The sequence below is a fragment of the Proteus sp. LHD240705 genome (assembly GCF_047921555.1).
GTDB lineage: Bacteria > Pseudomonadota > Gammaproteobacteria > Enterobacterales > Enterobacteriaceae > Proteus.
Window position 1 is genome coordinate 370,681 of sequence record NZ_JBLRMI010000001.1, and the last position, 26,318, is coordinate 396,998.

The 26,318-nt window shown below is 36.0% G+C and carries 22 protein-coding genes and 1 pseudogene; 7 read left to right on the plus strand and 16 right to left on the minus strand.

The annotated features are described in order from the left end of the window. Positions 1-94 precede the first annotated feature (94 nt). On the minus strand, positions 95-1,003 hold the full coding sequence (locus ACNART_RS01755) for an AEC family transporter (RefSeq protein ID WP_349443112.1): 909 nt from the start codon (positions 1,001-1,003) through the stop codon (positions 95-97). Positions 1,004-1,194: 191 nt separating this feature from the next. Further along, the gene (locus tag ACNART_RS01760; RefSeq protein ID WP_196532740.1) at positions 1,195-1,680 is read right to left on the minus strand and encodes a GNAT family N-acetyltransferase; all 486 of its coding nucleotides are present in this window, start codon (positions 1,678-1,680) and stop codon (positions 1,195-1,197) included. 355 nt (positions 1,681-2,035) lie between these two features. Between ACNART_RS01760 and ACNART_RS01765 the strand changes: the two genes are divergently transcribed. Together ACNART_RS01765 and ACNART_RS01770 are read left to right on the plus strand one after the other, a co-directional pair. Then, positions 2,036-3,199: a hypothetical protein gene (locus ACNART_RS01765; RefSeq protein WP_349443111.1), complete on the plus strand. Its 1,164-nt coding sequence runs from the start codon at positions 2,036-2,038 to the stop codon at positions 3,197-3,199. Positions 3,200-3,211: 12 nt separating this feature from the next. Beyond that, positions 3,212-3,436 (plus strand): annotated as a pseudogene (locus tag ACNART_RS01770) (PEP-utilizing enzyme); the annotation flags it as partial. Positions 3,437-3,531: 95 nt separating this feature from the next. On the opposite strand, the gene ACNART_RS01775 reads toward ACNART_RS01770, so the two are convergent. The 5 genes from ACNART_RS01775 to ACNART_RS01795 all read right to left on the minus strand — a co-directional run bounded on the left by ACNART_RS01775 (position 3,532) and on the right by ACNART_RS01795 (position 8,460). After that, positions 3,532-4,011: a hypothetical protein gene (locus ACNART_RS01775; protein WP_232797452.1), complete on the minus strand. Its 480-nt coding sequence runs from the start codon at positions 4,009-4,011 to the stop codon at positions 3,532-3,534. Positions 4,012-4,166: 155 nt separating this feature from the next. Then, entirely contained in the window at positions 4,167-5,159 is a 993-nt protein-coding gene (locus tag ACNART_RS01780; RefSeq protein ID WP_198619477.1) for an alpha/beta hydrolase family protein, read from the minus strand. Positions 5,160-5,323: 164 nt separating this feature from the next. Then, entirely contained in the window at positions 5,324-6,889 is a 1,566-nt protein-coding gene (gene ahpF / locus ACNART_RS01785; RefSeq protein WP_198619452.1) for an alkyl hydroperoxide reductase subunit F, read from the minus strand. Positions 6,890-6,958: 69 nt separating this feature from the next. After that, complete coding sequence (ahpC, locus tag ACNART_RS01790) at positions 6,959-7,522, minus strand: alkyl hydroperoxide reductase subunit C (protein WP_006536680.1); 564 nt, start codon at positions 7,520-7,522, stop codon at positions 6,959-6,961. A gap of 281 nt (positions 7,523-7,803) precedes the next feature. Beyond that, complete coding sequence (locus ACNART_RS01795; protein WP_232797453.1) at positions 7,804-8,460, minus strand: hypothetical protein; 657 nt, start codon at positions 8,458-8,460, stop codon at positions 7,804-7,806. Between the two features lie 252 nt (positions 8,461-8,712). Between ACNART_RS01795 and ACNART_RS01800 the strand changes: the two genes are divergently transcribed. Beyond that, positions 8,713-9,498: an ATP-grasp domain-containing protein gene (locus tag ACNART_RS01800; protein ID WP_198630515.1), complete on the plus strand. Its 786-nt coding sequence runs from the start codon at positions 8,713-8,715 to the stop codon at positions 9,496-9,498. 124 nt (positions 9,499-9,622) lie between these two features. On the opposite strand, the gene ACNART_RS01805 is transcribed toward ACNART_RS01800, so the two are convergent. The 7 genes from ACNART_RS01805 to ACNART_RS01835 form a co-directional block, all read right to left on the minus strand. Beyond that, positions 9,623-11,134 carry a carbohydrate porin gene (locus ACNART_RS01805; RefSeq protein WP_198632154.1) on the minus strand — a complete coding sequence of 504 codons (1,512 nt, stop codon included), beginning with the start codon at positions 11,132-11,134 and terminating at the stop codon, positions 9,623-9,625. A gap of 658 nt (positions 11,135-11,792) precedes the next feature. After that, a complete protein-coding gene (locus tag ACNART_RS01810) occupies positions 11,793-11,948 on the minus strand; it encodes a hypothetical protein (protein ID WP_164996164.1) in 156 nt (51 codons plus the stop codon). Then, positions 11,941-12,837: a PadR family transcriptional regulator gene (locus tag ACNART_RS01815; RefSeq protein ID WP_368926672.1), complete on the minus strand. Its 897-nt coding sequence runs from the start codon at positions 12,835-12,837 to the stop codon at positions 11,941-11,943. Before ACNART_RS01815 ends, ACNART_RS01810 begins: the two co-directional genes overlap by 8 nt. A 419-nt stretch (positions 12,838-13,256) precedes the next feature. After that, positions 13,257-15,092 (minus strand): tyrosine decarboxylase, encoded by a 1,836-nt coding sequence (locus tag ACNART_RS01820; protein ID WP_368926670.1) that lies wholly within the window; start codon positions 15,090-15,092, stop codon positions 13,257-13,259. 516 nt (positions 15,093-15,608) lie between these two features. After that, complete coding sequence (locus ACNART_RS01825) at positions 15,609-16,634, minus strand: NAD(P)H-quinone oxidoreductase (RefSeq protein ID WP_198620021.1); 1,026 nt, start codon at positions 16,632-16,634, stop codon at positions 15,609-15,611. A 124-nt stretch (positions 16,635-16,758) separates the two neighbouring features. Further along, positions 16,759-17,643: a 4Fe-4S binding protein gene (locus ACNART_RS01830; RefSeq protein ID WP_368926669.1), complete on the minus strand. Its 885-nt coding sequence runs from the start codon at positions 17,641-17,643 to the stop codon at positions 16,759-16,761. A 14-nt stretch (positions 17,644-17,657) separates the two neighbouring features. Beyond that, on the minus strand, positions 17,658-17,810 hold the full coding sequence (locus tag ACNART_RS01835; protein ID WP_198625658.1) for a hypothetical protein: 153 nt from the start codon (positions 17,808-17,810) through the stop codon (positions 17,658-17,660). A 506-nt stretch (positions 17,811-18,316) separates the two neighbouring features. Here ACNART_RS01835 and ACNART_RS01840 point away from each other — a divergent pair. Together ACNART_RS01840 and uspE are read left to right on the plus strand one after the other, a co-directional pair. Continuing rightward, positions 18,317-19,075 carry an FNR family transcription factor gene (locus ACNART_RS01840; protein WP_036912995.1) on the plus strand — a complete coding sequence of 253 codons (759 nt, stop codon included), beginning with the start codon at positions 18,317-18,319 and terminating at the stop codon, positions 19,073-19,075. 141 nt (positions 19,076-19,216) lie between these two features. After that, positions 19,217-20,167 (plus strand): universal stress protein UspE, encoded by a 951-nt coding sequence (uspE, locus tag ACNART_RS01845; protein ID WP_109372272.1) that lies wholly within the window; start codon positions 19,217-19,219, stop codon positions 20,165-20,167. Between the two features lie 72 nt (positions 20,168-20,239). On the opposite strand, the gene pntB is transcribed toward uspE, so the two are convergent. Both pntB and pntA read right to left on the minus strand, forming a co-directional pair. After that, complete coding sequence (pntB, locus tag ACNART_RS01850; RefSeq protein ID WP_198620018.1) at positions 20,240-21,628, minus strand: Re/Si-specific NAD(P)(+) transhydrogenase subunit beta; 1,389 nt, start codon at positions 21,626-21,628, stop codon at positions 20,240-20,242. 11 nt (positions 21,629-21,639) lie between these two features. Further along, positions 21,640-23,169 carry a Re/Si-specific NAD(P)(+) transhydrogenase subunit alpha gene (pntA, locus tag ACNART_RS01855; protein WP_198620017.1) on the minus strand — a complete coding sequence of 510 codons (1,530 nt, stop codon included), beginning with the start codon at positions 23,167-23,169 and terminating at the stop codon, positions 21,640-21,642. Between the two features lie 386 nt (positions 23,170-23,555). Between pntA and ydgH the strand changes: the two genes are divergently transcribed. Both ydgH and ACNART_RS01865 read left to right on the plus strand, forming a co-directional pair. Beyond that, entirely contained in the window at positions 23,556-24,509 is a 954-nt protein-coding gene (gene ydgH, locus ACNART_RS01860; RefSeq protein ID WP_100158325.1) for a DUF1471 family protein YdgH, read from the plus strand. A 264-nt stretch (positions 24,510-24,773) separates the two neighbouring features. Further along, positions 24,774-26,168: a basic amino acid/polyamine antiporter gene (locus ACNART_RS01865; RefSeq protein WP_109372269.1), complete on the plus strand. Its 1,395-nt coding sequence runs from the start codon at positions 24,774-24,776 to the stop codon at positions 26,166-26,168. Positions 26,169-26,318 lie beyond the last annotated feature (150 nt).

The window sequence follows — 26,318 nt, forward strand, 5'->3', positions numbered from 1 at the left end:
TTTATGAAATTCAAAATATCACGAAGTAGAATTTATGATATAAAAAAACACCATTTAATTTTGAAATAGTATTTTTTTAATAACGCCAATTTTTCTATGGTACTAAAAGATTTAAAATAATAGGTAATGTAATCGTAGCAAATATCGTTTGAGAAGTAATTATCCCTGCCATAAGTTCAGAATCTCCCCCTAATTGTCGAGTTAAAATATAAGAAGTAGGAGCAGTTGGAATAGAAAAGAAAATAACGAGAAGTATTGTCACAAGTGGTGATAAACCTAAAAAGTAGGCAACACTATAGGCGATTATTGGCACAATAAGTAAACGAGTAACCGTATTAATACTAATCATTTTACTTTCTGCTTTTAGTGTTGATAAATGTAATGCTGCACCAATACAAATAAGCCCCAAGGGTAAGCTGGTTGCTGCTAGCAATTTGAGAAATTGATCGCTACCAAAAGGAAGCCCCACTCCTGACAGATTTATTATGATCCCAATAACACAAGAGATAATTAAAGGGTTTTTTATGATAGGTAATATTAGTTGACGCAATGTCACATTTTGCCCTGCGGTTAAACAAAGTACTGAAGTGACATTTGATAAAGGAACCAGTGTTGCTAATATCAAGGCGGCTATTCCTAATCCTTCAACACCAAATAAATCAGCGACAATAGCTAAACCTAAATAGGTGTTAAATCGAATATTGCCTTGAACGATTGCTCCAAAACGTCCAGCTGGCCAACCTGTGATTTTTTTCAAAATAACACACAAAATAGTGACAGTAATGACTACAGAAAAAATAGCTACAGCAAGGTGAGGTAATTGAGGATCAGATAAAGGTGCATTTGCCAAACTATTAATTAGTAAAGCAGGAAAAAGTAAAAAATAATTTAATTTTTCAGCCCCCACCCAAAACGCAGGCTCAAACGTTTTATTTCTTCTTAAAATTGCACCTAGCGCAATTAACGCAAATAACGGCCATAACGTTAATAACACATTTTGCATAATATTTATCCTAGAGATATTGTGATACTTTACAATATCGCAACATTATGCAAATTGCTATTTCATGTTATTTAATATAAAAGCTAATTCAAAAAATGATAAAAATAAATTTATACCGCATTTTAAGAATAGCTTTTTTATTATTAGTCTATTATAAAAACCATCCTTAAAAATGGTTAAAATACAAACAACTAATCTAAATCAATGCACATGCGGTAACAAGGTAAATTTGCTTTTGCTAAATCAGAATAATAATCACGTTCTTCTAATACTTTAAAACCCTGCTTTAAATAAAATAATACTGCATTAGGTGTTGCATCTAAAAACAACTTGGATTGACCTCTCTTAATTGCTTCATGTTTAAGTTGTTTTAAAATTAGTCCAGCGAATCCTTTCCCCATGTATTCAGGTAATGTAAAAATGGCCTCAGCAAAACCAGTTTTAACATCTAAAAAACCTGAAGCAACAGGAATATTGTATTCTTGATAATCAATCACATAAAATGGATTATCAATAATAGCCTGCCGATATCCTTCAGGCATTTTATCAGGAGTCCAAGCGGCTAAAATCTCTGATGGATAAACATTCTCACAACCAAATCGCAATGCTTGATTTCGTAAATACCATAACCTTCTGGCTTCTTGTGGTTCAGCGAGTCTAAGTTGAATCATACTTATTTCCATCTTATTCATTAGAATTAACAGCCTCAAATTAGTGAAACAATTTATTCTAATAATGCTTTTTAAATTTTAATTTTTTAGTGTTACTTTTTTTAAGAGCGTGATATGTTTTTGAAGAAGGAATAATGTAAGGAAATCTTATGCCTAATTCAACATTGCCTTCATCAATAAAAAAACCTCCTCTTTTGTTGCTGGTTCTCCACTTCCTTTTTATTATCGATTCATCTCGAGTGCAATTAGAGAAATCTACTTTTCCAAAATTTCACTTATTTACCCTAGTAGATCTCAAGCTGAAAATACACATCCAAAGTTAATTCTATGTAGTCATCGGAACAGTGCATTTGATGGTTATGTGGCATTAAAAGCATTTCCCGAAGCTCAAGCTTTAGCATCAATACAATTATTAAATAGTCGGTTAATAAGACTCTTTTTTACGGGTATTCCGGTAGTTAGAAAAAAAGATAGGCAGCGTTTGGGTATAAATACAAATACTTTTTCAAGTCCTTCAGAGGCCGCGATTGCACATATAAAAGCAGGTGGAGATTTACTTTTATTTCCTGTATGGGATTATGTCCAAAGAATTAATAAGTTAGGTGCTGATTACTTTTTACCTAATATTGCCATATCCTTAACTCAGCGCTCACTCTATTCCGCATTAATGGCATTGCTAAAACTCTTCTTTAAAGAAGAAAAATATGCACATACAGCATTCGATAATTTAATTGCTATGTCTGAAACTAAAACTGGACAAGTGAATGCGGAACTTTGGACTCTTTCTCGCTATGTGCGTCAGCACCCTCAACTTCTCAAACTTATAACATCCATTGTTCCTGAAAGCATTATGCAAGAAATTGAGGTATGTGATCCTCATTTCTACCAGCAATTTACCTTATTCTTAGCTAATCATGGCCATAGAGAATTAGATTTTGATGCATATCATCCTACTTGGTTAGATGCCCCACATATTGTATTAACTCAAATTAAAGCAATGGCAGACTTAGCAGATGATAAACAAACCGATGATCCATTAGGTAAAAAAATTCTTCAGTCAGAAACTGAATTTTCAATTCTCTCTGATGCACCAGAAGAGTTGCGCTTTTTCTTACAAGAGATTATTCGATTAGCTCGTGTTTATACTGCACTTGATGACTTAGAGCATTATCAAACAACTCGATTAGCTTTACCTATGCGTCGCGGATTAAAAGCATTAGGAGAGCGATTGGTTATTCGTAGCGTCTTAGATTGCCCAATGGATATTTATTTTGCTAATGAAAAACCTTTAGCTGATGCAATTCTTGCAGATAACCCTACTGAGTGGAATCAGTTACGTCATCATATATACCAAAATAAGGCGGGATATCTAAAAGCAAAATCAGTCACACCACAATGGATCTATGGTGAGGATAGTTGTAATGCACTAAATACAAATGAGCATCAATTAAAGGGACTAGCTGGTAGTGCAGGTATTGTTGAAGGTGAAGTTTATCTTGTTTATGGTTCAGAGAATTTTGCCTAATTTCCGCAGAATGCCATTTTAGTTGCAAGAACAACTAACCCTGCTTGGACAGCACTTTTTTACCGTGCATCTGGCATTATTACAGAAAGTGGTGGGCCATTATCTCATGGTGCGGTTACTGCTAGAGAATTGGGATTACCCGCAGTAATGGGTGTTCGCAATATCTTAAATATTTTAAAAAATGGGCAAAAAGTAAGGGTTGATGGACAAAAAGGTATTATAGAAATCTTATCTTAATTATTAGATCAATAATGCCTATTAAGCAGAAAAAGCATCTTTTCGGATGCTTTTTCTATTTTTCATACTATCAATCTGTCTTTTAACTGATTATTTTATTTTTTACTCTCTTTGGCGTCTTTATTAGTATCAATATCGACTTTATAAGCTGATGGTGCAAATAAAGCAACCAACCCAGCGATTAATAATATAGAAAGCAATACCATTAACATAGATGGTGCATTAAATAATAAGTATGGTGTTAATAAAATAGGACTAGCCGTTAAAATAATTGAAATAATAATAGGATAGCCTATACCTATATCTCTTATTCGTTGAGATAAAATAAGTGTAAATATGTAGACTTGTACTATTAAAAACACCATTTCTATTAGGCCATATGGTGTAAAAGAAAAGTGATAGTAAAAATAACTTTCAGTAATTGACTCCATTTTTTCGGGGTAAAGTTCTATATACCATCGATCAGCTAAGTTTTCTGCAATAGAAAAGAAAATTGTCCAAGCAATTTCTAGACCTAAAAAAGAGAGTCTCCCACGTCTTTGTTGTTTCCATTGATAAGCAAGTTTAGCTTGCATAACAAATTCCTTCATTTTTAAATGATAATTTAATCCTTTTAATCATAATACACTTAATATCTTTATCAAAATAATGTATTAGTTTAAAAAATACTGCTCTTTTATCGATTAAATAAAAGAGCGGATATCATTATTAAAAATTAAATTATTAATAATCATCTAACCTGCTTATTGATCCACTTAATCTCTTCATTAGTGAATCGAATATTGCTTTCTTTAGTTGTATCAGTATCTAACAAGATTTTATCTTTAATTAATTTACTGACAGGTACAATGATATTGAAATGGTCACCATTTTTAATGTTATATATTTTTAATGGAATATCATGCACCATTGCAACCGCTCGTAGCTCATTAAACTCATTCCAAAAATAGTCACGCCCTTCAAAATAGAAAGTTGGTGTTTTTATTGATTTAATATAGCGATATACAGAGCGAACATTAAACTCTTCTTCGTTATTTCTATCAAAAGGCAATTCAACTATCATATCTCCTTCAGCTCTTAATTTAAGATCAGGTATTCCACCCAAAGAGAAAATAGCTCTAAATTTGTCACTATATTCACTCGCTAATAATGCTCTAGTTCCCCCCGTACTATGTCCAACGACATAGATACGCTTAGAGTCAATATAAGGCAGTGATGCTAAATATTCTCTCGCTGATTCTAAATCTTCTAATTCGCCATAAAACATTTCATAACGACCTGGGTTAGTATTTTCACCTCGGAAAGACGGGATCATCAACACCATATTGGGATCACGGAAAGTTGCACCTGTTTGGTCATTATCAACTGGTTTAGGTTGCCAAAAATAATCATCACCACCAATTCCGCCGTAGCCTCCATTTAACCAAATTACAGCAGGTAATTTCATTTTTTTATTTGCTGGAGGTGGTGTTAAATAGGCATACATATCTCCTGGTTTTGCCGGATATTTAATAACATTAAATATTTCAGGCGGCGCTTCCCAAGGCGGATCAATATTATCAAAACTGTCGTTTATAATTTCTGTTTTAAAGCGTTGATGCGCTTCATATAAAGTTTCATCACGCACTTCAATATCTGCGTTGACAGAAAAAGAACTAGCACATAGCAGGGAAAAAAATAGCGCAGGTACAACTTGTCTAAAACACATTTTATTTATATTCATATCAACTTCCCTATAAATTATTAATTTTGCGTGATAATAGCATAGGTTATTTGGGGTTTATGAATAGGATTTTTAAGGTAAGTGGAAATTAATGCAGAAAAAAGCATCTCGATTGAGATGCTTTAAACGATATAAAATAATTAAATTTTTTAACGTTGATTTGCTTATTTTGCACTTGTGCGAATCAAGTAATCAAAGGCGCTAAGTGAGGCTTTTGCACCTTCACCAGCGGCAATGATGATTTGCTTATAAGGTACGGTTGTACAGTCACCTGCTGCAAACACACCTTTGATATTAGTTTCGCCACGAGCATCAACAATAATTTCGCCCATCTTATTACGCTCAACAGTACCTTCTAACCACTGTGTATTAGGTAATAAACCGATTTGAACGAAAATACCTGCTAATGCAATATCATGCATAGAATCATTAGTACGATCTTTATATTTTAGACCTGTTAACTTAGTGCCATCGCCATATACTTCTGTAGTTTGCGCATTTAAGATAACTTCTACATTGCTTAAGCTACGTAATTTTTTCTGTAATACTGCATCTGCTCTCATTTCTGGAGCAAATTCTAATACTGTTACATGTTCAACTAAGCCAGCTAAGTCAATTGCAGCTTCAACACCTGAGTTACCACCACCAATAACAGCAACTCTTTTACCTTTAAACAGAGGGCCATCACAATGTGGGCAATAAGTTACACCACGAGTGCGGTATTCATTTTCACCGGGAACATTCATATTTCTCCAGCGAGCACCTGTTGCAATAATTAGGCTACGAGTTTTTAAAATTGCACCTGATGCTGTTTCAATTTGATGTAATTCCCCTTCTGATGCACCCGGAATTAAGCGACTAACAGTTTGGCTATCAATCACATCCACTTGGTAATCATCAACGTGAGCTTTTAATGCACCTGCAAGTTTTGCACCTTCAGTTTTTGGTACTGAGATGTAGTTTTCAATATCAACAGTATCAAGAACTTGACCACCAAAACGTTCGCCAATAAGGCCTGTATTTAAACCTTTACGAGCGGAATAAACAGCTGCAGATGCACCCGCAGGACCACTACCCACAATTAATACATCAAATGCAGCTTTTTGATTCAACAATTCTGCAGTACGTTTTTCTGCATTGCTATCTACTTTGTTAACGATTTCAGCTAAGGTCATACGGCCTTGACCAAACTCGTTACCATTTAAGAATACAGCAGGAACGCCCATGATATTACGTTCCTGAATTTCATTTTGGAACATGCCTCCGTCAATCGCAGTATGTGTGATCTTCGGATTTAAAATCGCCATTAAGTTTAATGCCTGAACAACATCAGGGCAGTTATGACAAGAGAGCGAATAATAGGTTTCGAAATGAAACTCACCGTCTAACTGACGAATTTGTTCAAGTAATTCTTGTGCTTCTTTTGATGGGTGTCCACCAGTTTGCAGTAATGCTAAAACTAATGAAGTAAATTCATGACCTAATGGTGAACCTGCAAAACGAACACCAGTTTCTTTCCCTGGGTTGGTAATAAGAAAAGATGGTTTACGTACATTTGCGTTATTATCTTCACGATAAGTGACTTTATCGGATAATGGTTCGATTTCTTTTAATAGCGCTTGGATATCAGCAGAATGTTTACTGTCGTCTAATGTTGCTACTAACTCAACTGGCTGGGTTAATCGTTCTAAATAAGCTTTCAATTGAGCTTTTAAATTATTATCTAACATTTTTGCACCCTCAATAAAATCGGGTGCCGAAACACCCGATAAATAACTTTTTAGTGGCTTAATTCTTATTTAGATTTTGCCAACTAAATCCAGTGATGGAGCTAAAGTTGCATCACCTTCTTTCCATTTTGCTGGGCAAACTTCGCCTGGGTGGCTAGCTACATACTGAGCGGCTTTAACTTTACGCAGCAGGTCTGATGCATCACGGCCAATACCTTCAGCTGTGATTTCAATTGCTTGGATGATACCTTGTGGGTCAACAACGAAAGTACCACGGTCTGCAAGACCTTCGTTCTCACGCATATTTTCGAAGTTACGAGTTAATGCGCCAGTTGGATCGCCAATCATGCCATATTTGATTTTACCGATAGTTTCTGAGCTGCTATGCCATGCTTTATGGGTAAAATGTGTGTCAGTAGAAACTGAGTAAATTTCTACGCCCATTTTTTGGAACTCAGCATAATGATCAGCTAAGTCACCTAATTCAGTTGGGCACACAAAAGTGAAGTCTGCAGGGTAAAAGAAGAAAACGCTCCATTTGCCTTCGACGTCCTTTTCAGTCACTTCAACGAATTGACCGTCTTTAAATGCCATGTTTTTGAATGGTTTGATTGGGGTATTAATTAAAGACATTGTATTTCCTCCTGTTTGGTATGGGACTAATGTACCTATTCCATTTGAGAATAGCTAATACATTCCTGCTATCAGTTCAATAGGTTTTACCTAATTAGTTGAAGAAATTGATAGAGATAGGTTAACGAAATGTAGCTATTAAAGCAAATGGACAACAAGTCAATTACGCCTACTTTCTATTAGCCTACTCTCTGTTTAATATCCTTAGCTTCAGCAACGAAATGATTATAACATTATGAATTATAAAATTAATATTCAATCCAGCATAGATAGATTCAATATTATTGCGCTAATTTGGCAGGTTTAAGAATAGTATAAGTACATTCAAATGCTGCCTTTTGAATACGATAAACATCTTGGCTATCTGTTGTGGATTGCACAACGGCATCGCCCGATTGAAAACGTTGTAATTCTCCCCAAGGAGCTTTCATTGCAAACGCGGGTGTAGATTCAGGCACAATAAAATAATTCATTTCGATACCTTTAGGGATAAAAGGCTGATAATTATCGGGATAAGACGTTATATTGATTTTGATCTTATTTTTATCTGTTTCGCTATAACGCTGAATAAATTTGTTTTTCCTTACCAGGATTTCCTCATTACCTGTTTCTGGGCAAATATTTTGTACTACCCAATCTCCTGCTTTTGCAGGTTCTGAAACTGTTTCAATCCCTTCACCTTTAATTATCGTTGTAATGATCTCACCTTCTTTGGCTGGTCTTGCTAGGACAGGCTTTGTTTTAATTGCAACACCAGTGATCCCCGCTTGCTGAGCTTGCGTAAAGTAAGCGACACGTTCTTTTTGCGGTAATTGAGAAAGATCATTAGCAAACACAAATGAAGGAATTAAGGTTAAGCCTATTAATAGTGGTTTTGTTCTATTTTTCTTATAGGTCTTGTCGTTATTTGAATTACTGCGTTGTATATAGAAAGGCATTGAATTGTTTCCTGATAAATATCATCTGCACTTAATACGCTAGTCAGCGTCTGTAAACATTAAACCGATTATGGCAGGAAATAAAACAATGGCACGAGTAAAATCAGATACCTAGTCGAAAAAGATCAAAAAATCGAGAGATCTCACAACTTAGAAAAGAGAACATGTAATTAAGAGAAAAAAGGTTCAAGTAGTTAAATAAAACGTTAGGATATTTCTTCATCAAACCTATTTAATTAAAAGGAATTACTTATGCAAATAATTTACCCTGATGACTATTCAAAAACAGGAAAACCTGATGAGGCCTTTGAACAAGAATATCGTTGCGCTCAAATGCTAAATATTCATTGTTTGTTACTCTCATCAGAAGATATGGCATTGGGCAAATATAAGTTTTCACATCCTTTTAAATCAGACTCTCCTGTTATTTGGCGTGGATGGATGCTAAATAAAGACGAATATCAACAGCTATACCATGCTGTGAATACTCATGGTGGTCAAATGCTTGAAACTTCTGAAGATTATATCCGTAACCATCATATAACGGGTTGGTATGAAAATTGTAAAGAGTTCACACCAAGAACAGTTATCACAACTATGGATACTGACTTTGAAAGCTTAACTAACCAACTTCAATGGCCAGCTTACTTTGTAAAAGACTATGTAAAATCTTTAACAACCACGAGAGGTTCCATCGCTAAAAATGCAGATGAAATTAGAGAAATACTAAAACTTATTGCACAGTTTAGGGGAAACATTGAAGGTGGTGTAAGTCTTCGCTATGTTGAGGAATTTATTAATGATAGTGAGCGCAGATATTTTGTTTTAAATAAGAAAATATTCTCTGCGGATGATGAAATTCCTGAGTTTGTAAAAAAAGTAGCGCAGCATGTAAACACACCCTTCTATTCCATTGATGTAGTCAAAAATGCAGTAGGAGAATTACGTTTAGTTGAAATTGGTGATGGGCAAGTTTCAGACATTAAAGAGTGGTCAGCTGAAAAGTTAGTTAAGGCTTTTTTCTTATCGGGTATCTGATGTTTTATATCCCAACACTGAGCAAACTATATAAAAATATAAAGACCTCAATTAGCCAACAATACGCTGTATCTTGAAGTCTTTATATAAAATCAATCTCTAACAAGAAGTACTAAGAATAAAGTTAAAATAGATACTTAAAGCGAATACGGGCACCGTAACGATCTTTATCACTGCTATTTACATTAATGTCGTCTTTACCATCTATACGTGAATAATAAGCACCTAAATAGGTTTTAAAATTATCCATATCTAAAATATTAGGCAGTTCATAAGAAGCAAATACAGTGTTGATATTGTACTTACCAGGATTGAGTGTTAAATAGGTGTCATTTTGACCACTGCTATTCCCGTTTTTGTGATAGTAAGTTTTAATATCATTATGAGCATAAATATAACCAAGTTGAAATTTACGCCACAACACATTACTACCAATAGAAAAATCATTTTCATCTTTAGCGTCGAGATAAGCAGCACTTAAATTTGCAACAATACCGTTAATAGGATCATCAGCTAAAGTGTCCCATTTTACAGTTAAGCCATAACCTGTACGTCGCGATTGATCTTGGAATTTTCCATTTTCATCATCATAGCCATAGGCTTTGTTTATCACATTTGCATCTATTGCTCCTGCAATAGTTAAATTATCTTTCTGCCATGCAACAACAGGACGCATATAAATAACATTTTTGCGATTATCAAGTTTACGTCCATGATATTCATTGTCTTTAAAAACAGAAGTTCCATCTTCAACTAAAGCATTTAGCTCAAAATACCAGTCGTTATAGTGTGTATTAACCATCATACTACCACCGTCACTACTACGACCTCGCCCTTCTTTCATCATATAGATATAGCCAAAACCATCACCATATAAATCATTTGCTGTATTACCTGAATACTCAACAAATGTATCTTGGTTTAGAGGGAACATGTCGTAAGCTTCATAACGACCAATTTTATATTGCCATTTATCGCGTTGACCAAAGTAGAAAACAGCATCATCTAGATTCATTTTACCTGTCATGTCAGCCATAGGCTGAGCACGAAAACCAGCATAATTGCCGTTTTTTAATTCTCGTTCACCATCCACACCAATTAAAATGCGCCCGTTAAGTGACCATTTTTCATTATCATCAAAGTCTTTTTGATTACCGGGCATCATTCTCATCGAGGTTAGTTGCCCTTTTTTACTCGCCGCATCGATATTATATTCAACGTCACCATACAATTTGAGATCACCCCAATTTGTATTGGTAGAGAAAAAGCCCGTACCTTCTTTATTTTTCGTACTAGCAAGCTGAGCCGATTGTTTTTGTTGGATTTCATTAAGCTGAGTTTGTGCAATGTTTACTTTTGCTTGAGCCTCATCAGATTGCTTTTCTAATATAGCAACGCGTTGCTCCATGCCGACGGTTGTAACATGATCCGTTTTAGATAGGCTGTTGGAATTAATTAATTGCTCAAGGCGAGCCGCTTTTTGTTCTGCAGCAGCGGCTCTAGCTTCAGCAGCAGTTGCACGTTGTTCAAGTGCATTTAATCTTGCTTCAATAGCACTTATATCAGTTTGTGCATTTGCACATAATGGCGTAGCGAGTATTAAACTTATCACAACAGATAATGCTTTTACTTTCATTCGAATATTCCTAAATTAGCAAATGTTGGTTTAACAGGTACGGCAAATACATAACAATCAATTTAGTTGATTGATTGTTCTATCTGGTGAGCGTATTGTTATTTTTATTCGATGATATTTTTATAAATATCAATCAGTTATTCGCATCATTATTTCTATTCTTAACAATAAATAAACCGATACCTCATCACTTTGCCATTATTTATGCTGACTAGCGTCCTACATCATAAGTAAGGCTACGTTTGAACTAAGGTACTTATTCTCGTTTAAGTACTTACAAACGCTTATTATTTTGATTCAGTATTTAATTTATTATTTCAAGCATATCTCTGGTTCAAGTTTTCAAATTTTATAATGGGTTCACTAGCTAAATAAAATAATAGTTAATGTGGAACATTTCCACAATCATTTGTGATTTTTTTGAGGTTAGTACAATAACCTAAGAAAAACGATGTAATCCTCATCAAAAAATGATGATTTACAAATAAATGAAGTTAAGGATTAACTTAGATAGCGATAGAAGATAAAGAGAGTTTTATCAGGAATTAGACGGCTTTGATATTTAGAAACCATTTATAATGATAACAAGTGGGTAGGAATAGCTTGATTGAAGGGAAAATAACAGAGGTCATATCATTATAACCTCCGTCCATCATTATCATATTCTGCCAGGTTTACGTAACGCTCTACGAAAATAAGAAACTGGCATTTTAGGGCAAATTTGTTCTTTTACTGCTGGATTATTTTCCAAATCATCTTTGTCTATTTCATTATTTCTTCTTGAATTTTGTAGCTGAGTATCTGTTTTATTCATCTTCCCTTTCCTCTGAGATCAATGCCTCATTGATAGCTTCAATTTTCTCAACTGCTTCATTAAGAATAGAAGCAATACGTCCTGCTCTTTCCACAGAGAGCTCTTTTAATACTAATTTATGGCGTAAAACTGCTTTTAATTTACCAACAGCAGATTCAATTTCCTCAGAAACACCACCTGCGTTTTGAGATAAATCTCTCGCATAAGCCAGTTTCTTTTGAATATTGGCATCTATATCCTGATGTTCTGCTAAAAATGCAGTGCCTTCAGGTGTAATGCTGTAGTTTTTACGGCCTTTTTCAGCAATCGTCGCAACTAATAGATCTTGCTCTTCAAGTAGTGTTAGCGTTGGATAAATAACACCTGGGCTAGGTACATATAATCCTGAAGATGCCTCATCTATTTCTCTAATAATTTCATAACCATGGCTTGGTTTTTTCGAGATCATGCTAAGTAGCAGAACGCGTAAATCACCATGATCAAACATACGTTTTAACTGGCGACCTTGGCCTTTACCTCTGCCACCGCATCCACGACCACGTTGTTTTCCATGCCCTTCAGAACCATGCTCACCATGACAACACTCACCACGACCTTCATGTCCATGACCGTGTTCACCATGACGGCATTCGCCACGACCTTCGTGTCCATGACCGTGTTCACCATGACAGCATTCGCCACGACCTTCGTGTCCATGACCGTGTTCACCGTGACAGCATTCGCCACGACCTTCGTGTCCATGACTGTGTTCACCATGACAGCAATGCTCACCATGATTTTCTTGGTGCTGGCTATGTTTGCCTTTACCACCACAACGCCCTTTTCCGTGACCATGTCCGCCATTTTCAGCACGTTGTTGATAAAGTGAGTTTAATGCTCGAATCATCATAAATATTCCCTCATTGTTTTAGATATATCGAATTCATGGGGTGTAATATAATCCGATATATCTAAATGATCAAGTTTTAGATATATCTAAATACACATCTAAATTCTCTTTCTTATTAACAATATGATTTATCTATGATTATATCTTTCAAACGTAGCCTTAATTATGAATGATTATCATTCTCTGGCTTGCTTTTACGTGCTATCAATAAAAATAAAAGAAGATAATTAACAATAATGAATAAAAAGCAGACACCTTTAGCTTTAGATGCACACAAAAAAGAACATATTTACAACACAAAGAGTGACACTGTCACCTTTAATTCATTTAAAAAAAGCGAAGATAATGAGTAACAACCCACTACTTCGCTTTTTAACAAAATTTATTTTAATTGTAGGAAATATAAAAAAGAGATATTGCTACTGGTCTAATGCGGATAAAACTACTTTCTTAATATATTGATATCCAGCTTCAATTTGTTGATCATCACAAATTTCAGTACTTTTTATAGTAAGCTGCAACAAATTTAAGTATTTGATAGTTTCCCACTCATTGTTATCAAAACCGCACTCAGAACAAAACTGCGCTGGTGCATCATCGCTATTACGAGCACAAAACGTTAATAAACTTAAATCTTGTTTATGATGACTTTTTATAACCAAGTTTTCATAGATTGTTTTATTCAGATCATTTTGCGTTTCTAAGTCCTTATTTCCTTTCTTTACAATCGCAAAATTTAGTTTATTAAAGTCAGATACAGATAAAATACGAATATAATAGTGATCACCTTCTTTTTCGAAAGCTGCGGCTTGATTAAAAAACTGCTCAAGTTTGACACGCGTTTCCCATTGAATTTGTGCATATTTTCCATATCCAGATGAAGTAAAAGGATAGAGTTGATGCACACTCCACATCGACGCCACTGCCGGTGCGGATTGAATACCATCAATTTCAGGAACGTTATCTGCTTGATCTGGACATAATCTAGGGGGACTTGTTAAAAAACGACTAAGACGCGCATCTTTAATACATACTACACCAGTTGGATATGGTGAAAATCCAGCTTGAAATGGTTCAAAAGAGACTGAATCAGCGAAAGAAAGTTGTGTGATGCTTTCATATATTTCAGATGTCAATTGCAGTAGTGGTGCTTCTTTCTTTAATTTCTTACATAAAATCTGATAAGGAATAAGATCATAATTGTCATCAAGAAATAAGCTTTTCATATAACCAAATTGCGATGCATCAATATGGATATAAAATGAATTGTTGTATTTTTCCTCACACTCTTTTCTTAGTTCAAAAAGTGGTTTTAACTTATCAACACAACCATAAGACGGTGTGCCTAATATTCCTATAACGCCAAGAATAGGCTCGCCTTGTTCAATCAGGCGAAAAACAATACTGCGTGTTTTTTCAATATCGGTTTTAAATGTTTCATCAATAGGCAATGCAATAAGATTGTCATATCCCAACCCAAGGATATCCATTGCTTTTTTCCAAAATTCAAAACGGGAAACAGGAACAAGCAGTTTTCCTAAATGCATTGTTTTTGTCATGCCTGTTCCTCGGCATGTTAAATGACTAACATCATCAAAAATCCCACGCTCATTGAGTTGTTCGCTTATTGCTAAAATATCTGTGACAGACATATTGAATAACTCAAAGGCTTTTTTATCTGCAACCAAATCCCGTGATTTTGGATGACGAGCAATTGCCATTGGTAATGTTTTTAAATTTCTAAGTGCCCATAATATTTCATAGCAAGCAAGAGTATGGCTTGTTGTGATATGACCAAATGCATCTTCTGATGAGAAACCGATTAATTTACAGAGATCATCTGTAATTTTCTTTTCTTGTTCTTTTAGTAAGGGGGAATGATTATTAAAAACATTATCTGAGTTGCATGCTAATGCAGAAAGATAACCAAATTTCGCCAATTGCATCACTTGTGAATGATGATGGGAAAAATAAGGTTCAATATCAGATTGATTATAATTATTTTGTTGTTTTAAAGTTTCTAAAATACGTTCATAAGCATTATCTACTGCTTTTTTTTCAATAGTGTTACTTTTTATTTTAGCGTCTAAACTCTCGCTATTATTTCTTTTCATTTTATTTGCTTTAGGAAAAGAATACTCACTATTCATTAGTATTTTTGCCATCTCTCGATGATAACATGTAAGAATATCAATGGTTCGGGTATGGTATACACGCTCTGTAGCACTCAGACAGGTTTGTTTGTAATTTGCCATCATCGCACCTATATATAAATTTTTATTATCTGTTTTAATGAAATTTGTGTTTATTAATCGTCAATAATTAATCTTTATTCAAATGATATACTACATGATGAGTAAGAATCTTCTTTATTTTATTGATATCAGTTAACATTTTTCTAGTTTGATTTAAGCAAAAGATACTTTAATGATAAATGATTTAGCTTTATTTGTTAGTTTACTAAATTCACTATTAATTTTGATTTAAGTTATATTTCTGTAAATGTGATATTATTTTTGATAAGGTCAATATTTAAATCTACCTTAATCAGAATTAATGAATATTTCTATTGCTTAATATCTATTAAAAAGAATAGATATTAAATTACTTATCTAAAATAAGAATTTATTTATTTAAATGTTATTCATTTTTTCTTCAATACATAAAAAAACACATGAAATATTTAACATGTGTTTTTCGGAATATTCGCTTTTTAGAAAGTAACAGAAGTGCTTACTCTTATATCAAATACGTTTTAAGCACTCTTATTTTTACTCTTTTCCGTTATAAGATAAGATTTCAAGCATTACCTTACCAATTAAATCACCAGACTCCATTAACTCATGTGCTTTACCCACTTCTTTTAATGGAAAAATAGCATTAATGATTGGTTTAATTTTTCCTTCAGCAATAAGTGGCCACACTTGCTGTTTTAATTCTTGCGCTATTTGTGCTTTCTCTTCTATTGAGCGAGATCGCATCGTTGAACCAGTATGAATTAAACGCTTAATCATCATTGGCATCATATTTAAATTTTTAGGCATTCCTTTCATCATGCCCACTTGTATAACGCGCCCAAACTTGCTGGCAACTTGATAATTTTTTTCTACGTAATCCCCACCAATAATATCGAGAATAACATCAACGCCTTTCCCTTCAGTTAAAATAGGAATTTCTTTAGCAAAATCGGCCTGTTTGTAATTGATGACATAATCAGCGCCGAGTGCGCGGGCTGTGGCAGCTTTTTCTTCAGAGCCAACTGTTGTATAAACTGTCGCACCTATTGTGTGAGCAAGCATGATGGCAGTTGATCCTATTCCCGATGTTCCACCATGAATAAGAACAGATTCACCTTGTTTTAGTTTTCCTAACTGAAATAAATTAGCCCAGACAGTAAAGAAATTCTCAGGCAATGCTGCTGCTTCAATGTCCGTTAAATTCATTGACGGTAATGCGATATCTTCATGCGCAATACAATATTGAGCGTAACCACCACCAGCAACTAAAGCACAGACTCTATCGCCCAACTGCCATTTAGTGCAACTTTCCCCTAATGCAACAACCTCTCCAGCAACTTCAAGACCTGGAATAGGTGAAGCATCTGCTGGTGGCGGATAACTGCCTTGACGTTGAAAAATATCAGGGCGATTCACACCAGAAGCTGCAACTTTGATCAAAAGATAATGTGGAGGAAGTGGCGGTATCGGTGATAGTTGGGGTTGTAATTTATCTATACCACCAGGCTCTATAATGGCAATTTCTAACATATCCGCAGGTAAAACAGTTGTTTTCATCATATGCTCCCATTTTATTTTGCCACTCTCAAAACTTAATAATAAATAAAATTAACATGTTATCTCTCACTTTAATAAGGATGTGAGCTTATTAAGCAATAAATAACTTAAGTCTATTTGAGAGAGATTATAACCAACCTTGCTTCTGATGTTGTATGCAAATCGGGCACAATTTTACATCTGGAGTCCAAGATAAGAAGGCTAAACGACATTTTTCACAGTGGGCATTATAATAATGGTAATGTGTTGGTTCGTTATTTTTAGCAACTTGTTCATTAACATGGATAGATTTAGGAAAACAAACCACTTCACAATTCATGCAACCCGTACAACGCTTTTCATCAAGCATGAATATATTGTTTTCAAGTTTAATCGCACCTTCATCACACACTTTGGCGCAGGCAGAGCAAAGAATACAGCTGTCTTTGTCTAACTGAATTTGGAACCAACTATCTTCAGGATAAAGTTGTTTTCTTGCATTTAATCCTGTTCTTACTTGATTTTTATTGAGCGGTTTTTCATCTAATTTTTGACGAAAAAGCATAAAACGACGTCCGCTATCAATATCAGTAGGCTCTGTGATAATTAATTGCCAAATAGGCTCTTGTAATGTTTTTAGTTGAAGATTTAGGTTTGCTAAAACAGGAAGCCATTTATCCACTAAAGGCTGTGCTATCTTCATTCCTCTAATTTGATATTGGCGATGCCACACTAATAATTCTTCTGTACTTGCTAACGGTTCATCATGATTAACAACAAGGTAATTATCTTGGTGTGTTCTTTCGTGAGGCGCGATATTTTCTATCGCGTCAACGGGACAGGTAAATAGACAATTACCACATTGAAAACAGAGTTCATTGTCTATTTTTACATCTAAGTGAGCAAAAGTGATAGCGCCCACAGGGCAAACTTTGGAACAACTATCACATAGGCTTTGTTTGAGGCGTTTTCTAACACATTTATCATTAATAATCGGTTCAGGAGGAAGATCTACCTTAATAAAACGCCTCATACATCACTACTCCACTACTTAACAATAAAAAATGCAAAACGATTAAGAATTTCTGCAATCAGTATTATTGCGCTACTTGCTAACACCATACGCAATCCTGAAGTAAATACAGCATTACGATATTTCCATACACTGTATCCCATCATTAAAATATCAAGAACTGACATAAGCTATGCAGATATTCTTAATCCGAATGTTTCATTATACGCAATGATAGGCGTGTGAGGGAACGTTATTGCATCATTTGTTGAAATGACTGCTTCAAGGTAGCATTAAGTTGTATCAAAAATACATCTAGTTAACTTTACCTAATCTTTTGTTATAAAAATAAAGAGTTATGCATAAAAAATACGAATTTAAGGTAGAGCCGTAAATAAAATGTCAATATAAAGGTAAAAAATATTGAAGCGCCTCTTCATTTTTGGCTTTTGACAAGGATAATTTAGTAATAGCACTATGACTTCGTTAGAAAATCGAATAATATACCAATTGAGTATAGGGTTAGCGCAAATTGTTCTAAATAGACCTTTAAGCAAAACATTGTTTTTATCAAGATACATGTTTTGTTACATTCAGAATTATTTCCACACGTACCGTTATTCCCCTTACTAATTACTGCAATATGTGTTAAAATTGACGCATATCAATATTTTTATTTGTAATGAGCAAGCTTATGATCCCAGAAAAACGCGTCGTTCGCCGAATCCAATCTGGCGGTTGTGCAATCCATTGTCAGGATTGCAGTATTAGCCAGCTCTGCATCCCGTTTACTTTAAACGAGCATGAGCTTGATCAACTCGATAATATTATCGAGCGTAAAAAGCCCATCCAGAAAGGTCAAACCTTGTTTAAAGCAGGTGATGAGCTGAAATCACTTTATGCCATACGTTCCGGTACAATTAAAAGTTATACCATCACGGAAGAAGGCGACGAGCAAATAACAGGATTTCATCTTGCTGGTGATTTGGTTGGCTTTGACGCCATTATTAATACTGAACATCCAAGTTTCGCACAAGCTTTAGAAACATCTATGGTCTGTGAAATTCCATTCGAAACTTTGGATGACCTGTCAGGCAAAATGCCTAACTTACGTCAACAAATGATGCGCCTAATGAGTGGTGAAATCAAAGGTGACCAAGAAATGATCTTACTGCTATCGAAAAAGAATGCAGAAGAACGTCTGGCTGCTTTTATTTATAACCTCTCACGCCGTTTCGCACAGCGTGGTTTTTCTCCTCGCGAATTCCGTTTAACCATGACTCGTGGTGATATCGGTAATTACTTAGGTTTAACTGTCGAAACAATTAGTCGCTTACTGGGTCGCTTCCAGAAAAGTGGCATGTTAAGCGTTAAAGGCAAATACATTACTATCGAAGATAGTACACTGTTAAGTGAACTTGCAGGCAAACTTCCTTCATCAGTTGAAGTTTAATCTGTTACATTTCACACGCTAATTTTATAACGGGGCACACAAATTTGTGCCCCGTTTTCTATTTTGTACTATTGCATTTTATCTTCTTGGGTTATCTTTAAATTGTAGATGGATAAATCCAGCCCTAAAGAGGATATTACAATGGAAAAATATCAAAACCTTCTCGTTGTCATTGATCCTAACCAAGATGACCAACCAGCACTTCGCCGTGCTGTCTATATCGTTCAGCGTAATGGTGGGCGGATAAAAGCTTTTCTACCTGTTTATGATCTCTCTTATGACATGACAACCCTTTTATCTCCCGATGAACGTAATGCAATGCGTAAAGGTGTTATCAGCCAAAAGGCAGCTTGGATCAAACAGCAAGCACGCTATTACCTTGAAGCGGGCATAGAGATTGATATAAAAGTCATTTGGCATAATCGCCCCTATGAAGCCATTATTGAAGAAGTTGTTGCACATCAACATGACTTACTCATAAAAATGGCTCACCAACATGATAAATTAGGTTCACTCATTTTTACGCCTCTGGATTGGCAATTGCTTAGAAAATGTCCTTGCCCTGTTTGGATGGTCAAAGATAAAGAGTGGCCTGAATACGGTACTATCGTTGTCGCCGCAAATTTATCGAATGAAGAATCTTATCATGATGCCCTTAATCTGAAACTGATTGAGCTAACAACCGACTTATCTCATCGCATACAAAAAGATCCTGATGTTCATTTACTTAGCGCTTATCCCGTTGCGCCGATTAATATTGCGATTGAGCTACCTGATTTTGATCCTAATCTTTATAACAATGCACTACGTGGTCAACACCTTATTGCGATGAAGGAACTTCGCCAGAAATTCAGCATTCCCGAAGAGAAAACACATGTTAAAGAAGGATTGCCAGAACAAGTGATCCCTCAAGTTTGTGAAGAGTTAAATGCTGGCATTGTTGTTTTGGGTATTTTAGGAAGGACGGGGCTTTCAGCCGCATTCTTAGGAAATACTGCGGAGCAACTGATTGATCATATCAAATGTGATTTATTGGCTATCAAACCTGATGGTTTTACCTGCCCTATTACTGTTGATAGTGATCACGATTAAACGCTCTGTATACTAAATAAAAAAGCCAGTCAAAATTTTGACTGGCTTTTTGCTATTCGCTATCTGTATCTATTACAGTGCTTTTAAAATTGCATCCACACTGGCTTTAGCATCGCCAAACAACATCTGTGTATTCTCTTTAAAGAATAGTGGATTCTGAACCCCTGCATAACCTGTATTCATTGAGCGTTTAAACACAATAACATTTTGCGCTTTCCACACTTCTAATACTGGCATACCTGCAATTGGGCTATTTGGATCATCTTGTGCCGCTGGGTTTACTGTATCGTTAGCGCCAATAACCAAGACTGTATCAGTGTCGGAGAAATCATCATTGATTTCATCCATTTCTAATACAACGTCATAAGGCACTTTAGCCTCTGCTAACAACACATTCATGTGACCCGGTAAACGCCCTGCTACTGGGTGAATACCAAAACGCACTTTCACACCACGCTGGCGTAATTTTTCAGTAATATCATGAACAGGGTATTGTGCTTGAGCAACCGCTAATCCATAACCTGGAGTGATAATGACTGAGGTTGAATTTTTCAGCATATCAGCCACTTCTTCCGCGGTTGTTTCGCGGTACTCACCCATTTCACCTTCTTCTGTTGAGGCTGAGCCATCAGTACCAAATCCGCCCGCTATTACGCTAATAAAAGAGCGATTCATCGCCTTACACATAATATAAGAAAGGATAGCACCTGAAGAACCCACTAATGCACCCGTTACAATTAACAAGTCATTGCTTAACATAAAGCCTGCTGCTGCTGCTGCCCATCCTGAGTAAGAGTTCAGCATCGAAACAACAACTGGCATATCCGCACCACCAATTGACGCAACTAAATGCCAACCAAATGCCAAGGCAATCACAGTCATTATGATGATTAAGAAAACTTGTAAACCAACACTGTCAGTTTTAACAAACCAAACCATCAATAAAAAAGAAACCACTAAAGCTGCAAGATTTAATTTATGACGATTAGGTAACATCATCGGTTTAGATGACATTTTCCCACTTAATTTACCATAAGCGACAATCGAACCCGTAAATGTAACAGCACCAATGAAGATCCCTAAAAAGACTTCTGTTAGGTGGATATTCACCATAACAGGATCCATTGCTGTATTGTGGTCAAGATAACTGTTAAAGCCCACTAAAACTGCCGCTAAACCTACAAAGCTGTGCAAGATTGCGACCAATTCTGGCATTTGAGTCATTTCGACTTTTTTAGCTAAACGAATACCAATAACGGCACCGATTACCATTGCAATAATGATCCAACTCACATTGCCAGCATAAGGCCCGAAAATGGTTGCGAACAATGCAATTGCCATCCCTGCAATACCAAAGTAGTTACCTTGTTTAGAGGTTTCATGCTTTGATAAGCCGGCAAGGCTGAAAATAAATAATATTGCGGCGACAATATATGCCGCTGTAACAACTCCGCTGGACATAATTGTCTCCCTTATCCTTTACGGAACATTTTCAACATACGTTGAGTAACAGTAAATCCACCAAAAATATTAATACTCGCAATCAATATTGCGATAAACGAAAATAGGCTAACCCAGCCACCACTACCAATTTGGAGTAAAGCACCAACGACAATAATGCCTGAAATTGCATTTGTTACTGACATTAATGGCGTGTGCAATGAATGACTTACATTCCAAACAACGTAATAACCTACAACACAAGAAAGTGCGAATACCGTAAAGTGAGATAAAAACTCTTTCGGTGCAACATTTGCAAGCCATGCAAACAATAAAAAGGCTATCGCTAATAAACTGTATTTCTTCCAAGGTGAAACCGGTTTAGCAACGGGTTTTTCTTGTGGTTTTGCAGCAGGAGTAACTTTAGGTTGTGCTGAAACTTGAATTGGTGGCGCAGGCCATGTTACTTCACCCGCACGAATTACAGTCACACCACGGATGACAACATCATCAAAATCAATATTGATATTACCGTCTTTTTCTTTACACAATAATTTCAATAGATTAACTAAGTTAGTACCATAAAGTTGAGATGACTGTGCTGGTAAACGAGCAGCTAAATCAGTGTAACCAATGATTTTTACACCATGTTCTGTCGTAAAGACTTCATTAGGCACGGTATATTCGCAGTTGCCACCATTTTGAGCCGCAAGGTCGACTACAACACTTCCTGGCTTCATTGAATCGACCATCTCTTTCGTAATTAAACGAGGAGCGGGTTTTCCTGGAATTAATGCCGTTGTAATGATGATATCAACATCTTTTGCTTGTTCTGCAAATAATGCCATTTCAGCATCAATAAATGCTTTTGACATTACCTTAGCATAGCCATCACCACTGCCCGCTTCTTCTTTAAAATCAAGCTCAAGGAATTCAGCACCCATGCTTTGAACTTGCTCTTTAACTTCAGGGCGAGTATCAAATGCGCGAACAATTGCACCAAGACTTCCTGCGGCACCAATCGCAGCAAGACCTGCAACTCCAGCACCAATAACCATCACTTTAGCTGGTGGTACTTTACCTGCGGCGGTAATTTGTCCAGTAAAGAATCTTCCGAATTCATGGGCAGCTTCTACAACAGCACGGTAGCCTGCAATATTTGCCATTGAACTTAACGCATCAAGAGATTGTGCACGAGAAATACGTGGCACACTATCCATTGCCATCACGTTAATATTCTTTTCAGCTAACTTTTCGAGTAATGCCGCATTTTGAGCTGGCCAAATAAAACTTACCAGTGTCGCGCCATCTTGTAGCAACGTAATTTCATTATCCAGAGGTGCATTTACCTTCAAAATAATGTCTGATTCCCAAACATTTTGAAGAGCGAGGATCTCGGCACCGGCGTCCTGATAAGCTTTATCTTCAAAGCTTGAGGCAATACCTGCGCCATTTTCAACTGCGACTGTAAATCCTAATTTTATGAGTTGAGTCACTGTAGCTGGTGTAGCTGCAACCCTTGTTTCATTAGAAAGTCGCTCTTTGGGTATACCAATTCGCATAATTTTCCCTTCTTATCCATAGAGTTCTGTTAAAACTTCTCCGTTAACTTCACATTCATGCAAAAAAAATGTTAAAAATAATAATATGCATGCCATTAATCGGAGTTCTAATAACCTACTGAAAATAAAACCAATAATCTATATCTGTGTAAAGCTAAAATTGAACTTAATTAGATCATTTTAGTCGAAAAGGCATATTTATGAATTATTCACTATATTCAGGTAAATATCTGGTAACATATACTGGTCATTTGACTCTGTGGTGATTCGCTAAATAAAATAATGCGACAAATGCTATTATTACATGTAATAATTAATCCCTATGTGATAAACCACGACGTTCAGCACATGACCAATATTAATTGCGCAAGGCGGAAGGATTTTGTATGAAGCTGAAAACCTCAGTCATCGCAGCAGCGATGTTGTCTTTAACTAATATCACTGTTGCGCAGGCTGCTCAGGAATTAACACCCGAACAAGCTGCAGAACTAAAACCATTTGAAAGAATTACAGTTATCGGTCGTTTTAACGCTATTTATGAAGCCGCTGATGCGGTATCTCGTCGTGCGGATAAAGTCGGTGCTGATAGTTTCTATATTCAAGGCCTAGATGATATTAGTGATAGCGGCAACATGAGTGTTACTGCTGATCTATACCATAAAGATGCACCCAAAGCAGATCAAGAAAGCTATCGCGTCTTTCATGGCGTGAAAGAACTACCAAAACCTGAAGCAATTCTGCTACAACCATTTGATACAGTTTCTATCCGCGGTTACTACCCTACAACCCCTGATATTAACGACGCAATTGCAAAAGCAGCTGCTAAAAAAGGTGCTGCATCATTCTTTATTGTACGTAACGTATCAACAAATGATGGTGGTAACCAAGAAGTAACAGCTTATATCTACAAAAAAGATGCGCCTAAACGTGCAATTCAAGCACCAGAGGCTGTCGTTCCTTATGACTCAGATGCAGGTCGCGCACTTATTGCAGAAGGCGGAGCCGCTGCCAATAAAGTTGAGAAACCAGGTCTTGCATCAAACACTGATTTTGATAGAAGTGTAGGAACATTTGCTGATACACAAACTTCGGGTGCTAGTGGTCGTTACACTGTCACATTACCTGATGGTACTGAAATCCAAGAAGTCAACAAAGCAGCTGCTGCATTAATGGATCCATTTGATACCATTACATTTAGCGGATACTTTGTAAACTCACCAGAGATTTCTTATCAAGTTGCTAAACGTGCAGCTGCAAAAGGTGCCAAGTATTACCATATTACAAATGAATGGCAAAGTGATGGTGGTACAGTCACTATTACCGCTGACCTATTCAAGTAATAAAGCGTCCTAATTAAAAAAACCTTGCTGATGCGAGGTTTTTTTTACTCAAAATATCATCAAAACCAACCTCATTTTGTAAAAGTGCATAATTTTTATGATTTAATGCATAGACAACCAAGTCAACTCTACGTAAAATCTCGCTGTTTTTTAGTGTTTTTATCTTTATTTAAATTTGAGATATTCATATTTATTCTATTTACTGACCAAAAAACAAGAAAATACGCTATTTATTTACAATTTTAATCACGTAGGTAATTATCCTTGAATAAGAAACTTGGCTTAATATCACTCACCGCGTTAGTATTAAGCTCAATGGTTGGTGCAGGTGTATTCAGTTTGCCTCAAAATATGGCCGAAGTTGCCAGCCCTGCCGCATTGATTATTGGCTGGGTGATAACTGGCATTGGCATCCTCTTTCTTGCTACATCTTTATTACTCCTCTCGCGCCTTCGACCTGATCTTGATGGTGGCATTTTTACCTATGCGAAAGAAGGATTTGGTGAATTTATTGGTTTTTGTTCAGCATGGGGTTATTGGGTCTGCGCTGTTGTTGCTAACGTTTCTTATCTTGTTATTGTTTTTGCTGCCTTTAGTTTTTTTACAGATACACCAGAGAACGTTATTTTTGGTGATGGGAATACATGGCAAGCATTAATTGGAGAGTCAATCTTACTTTGGGTTGTCCATTTTCTTGTATTACGTGGTGTTCAAACTGCAGCCAGCATTAATTTAATGGCGACAATGGCAAAACTCCTTCCTTTAGGGTTATTTGTTATTGTCGCCCTATTAGCTTTCAATATGGATATATTTACCCTTGATTTTAAAGGTGTAAATCTGGGTGTCCCTGTTTGGGATCAAGTCAAAAATACCATGTTGATTACACTGTGGGTATTTATTGGTATTGAAGGCGCGGTCGTAGTTTCCGCAAGAGCTAAAAATCGTCGTGATGTTGGTTTAGCAACAGTACTCGCCGTTGTCATCGCATTAGTTATCTATATTCTTGTCACTTTATTATCGCAAGGTTTAGTTAGCCAAGCAGAATTAGCAGCGATGAAAAACCCGTCAATGGCGCCGTTACTTGTTCAGCTTATTGGTAACATAGGCGAGATAATTATTGCAGCGGGTCTTATTCTCTCTGTATGTGGTGCATATTTAAGTTGGACAATTATGGCGGCAGAAGTGCCTTATATTGCCGCACTACATCACTCTTTCCCTAAACAATTAGGGAAGCAGAATAAAAATGATGCGCCTTCATCTTCATTATGGTTTACCAATTGTGCAGTCCAATTCTCTTTAGTTTTAATTTGGTTGACGGGAAGTAACTACAATACATTACTGACCATTGCATCAGAGATGATCCTTGTTCCTTACTTTCTCGTCGGTGCATTTTTATTTAAAGTGGCAATTGCACGCAGTAGCCGTGCCTTATTATTAATAGCCATACCTGCAAGTCTTTACGGTTTATGGCTACTTTATGCATCAGGTGTTATTAATTTATTACTCTCTGTCGTTCTGTATGCACCAGGTATCCTAATGTTTTTATATACACGCAAGCAGTATAAAGATAAAAAACCATTGCATATAAGTGAGCGAATTCTGTTAGCACTAGTCTTATTTGGCGCTATTCCGGCATTAGGCTACTTAACTATTTACTAAAGACAATCTGAGAGGTACTCGAAAAACAGTGCCTCTCTTACCTTTCCCTTCCTTCTCTCCAAAAATCAATTTCACTTAAGTCAAAAAAATTCCCCTGCTAAGCTGTTTTTTTTAATATCGATGGTTAGGTAGTTATAAATTAAGAAATAC

What these genes read in the sequence shown, in the direction of transcription:
- uspE (WP_109372272.1), top strand. Translation starts at nt 19,217, where the DNA reads ATGGAAAAATATCAAAACCTTCTCGTTGTCATTGATCCTAACCAAGAT.
- ACNART_RS01800 (WP_198630515.1), top strand. Translation starts at nt 8,713, where the DNA reads ATGCAAATAATTTACCCTGATGACTATTCAAAAACAGGAAAACCTGAT.
- ACNART_RS01815 (WP_368926672.1), bottom strand. Translation starts at nt 12,837, where the DNA reads ATGATGATTCGAGCATTAAACTCACTTTATCAACAACGTGCTGAAAAT.
- ACNART_RS01805 (WP_198632154.1), bottom strand. Translation starts at nt 11,134, where the DNA reads ATGAAAGTAAAAGCATTATCTGTTGTGATAAGTTTAATACTCGCTACG.
- ahpF (WP_198619452.1), bottom strand. Translation starts at nt 6,889, where the DNA reads ATGTTAGATAATAATTTAAAAGCTCAATTGAAAGCTTATTTAGAACGA.
- pntB (WP_198620018.1), bottom strand. Translation starts at nt 21,628, where the DNA reads ATGTCCAGCGGAGTTGTTACAGCGGCATATATTGTCGCCGCAATATTA.
- ACNART_RS01830 (WP_368926669.1), bottom strand. Translation starts at nt 17,643, where the DNA reads ATGAGGCGTTTTATTAAGGTAGATCTTCCTCCTGAACCGATTATTAAT.
- ACNART_RS01820 (WP_368926670.1), bottom strand. Translation starts at nt 15,092, where the DNA reads ATGGCAAATTACAAACAAACCTGTCTGAGTGCTACAGAGCGTGTATAC.
- ahpC (WP_006536680.1), bottom strand. Translation starts at nt 7,522, where the DNA reads ATGTCTTTAATTAATACCCCAATCAAACCATTCAAAAACATGGCATTT.
- ACNART_RS01780 (WP_198619477.1), bottom strand. Translation starts at nt 5,159, where the DNA reads ATGAATATAAATAAAATGTGTTTTAGACAAGTTGTACCTGCGCTATTT.
- ACNART_RS01755 (WP_349443112.1), bottom strand. Translation starts at nt 1,003, where the DNA reads ATGCAAAATGTGTTATTAACGTTATGGCCGTTATTTGCGTTAATTGCG.
- ACNART_RS01835 (WP_198625658.1), bottom strand. Translation starts at nt 17,810, where the DNA reads ATGTCAGTTCTTGATATTTTAATGATGGGATACAGTGTATGGAAATAT.
- ydgH (WP_100158325.1), top strand. Translation starts at nt 23,556, where the DNA reads ATGAAGCTGAAAACCTCAGTCATCGCAGCAGCGATGTTGTCTTTAACT.
- ACNART_RS01825 (WP_198620021.1), bottom strand. Translation starts at nt 16,634, where the DNA reads ATGATGAAAACAACTGTTTTACCTGCGGATATGTTAGAAATTGCCATT.
- ACNART_RS01775 (WP_232797452.1), bottom strand. Translation starts at nt 4,011, where the DNA reads ATGCAAGCTAAACTTGCTTATCAATGGAAACAACAAAGACGTGGGAGA.
- pntA (WP_198620017.1), bottom strand. Translation starts at nt 23,169, where the DNA reads ATGCGAATTGGTATACCCAAAGAGCGACTTTCTAATGAAACAAGGGTT.
- ACNART_RS01795 (WP_232797453.1), bottom strand. Translation starts at nt 8,460, where the DNA reads ATGCCTTTCTATATACAACGCAGTAATTCAAATAACGACAAGACCTAT.
- ACNART_RS01810 (WP_164996164.1), bottom strand. Translation starts at nt 11,948, where the DNA reads ATGAATAAAACAGATACTCAGCTACAAAATTCAAGAAGAAATAATGAA.
- ACNART_RS01840 (WP_036912995.1), top strand. Translation starts at nt 18,317, where the DNA reads ATGATCCCAGAAAAACGCGTCGTTCGCCGAATCCAATCTGGCGGTTGT.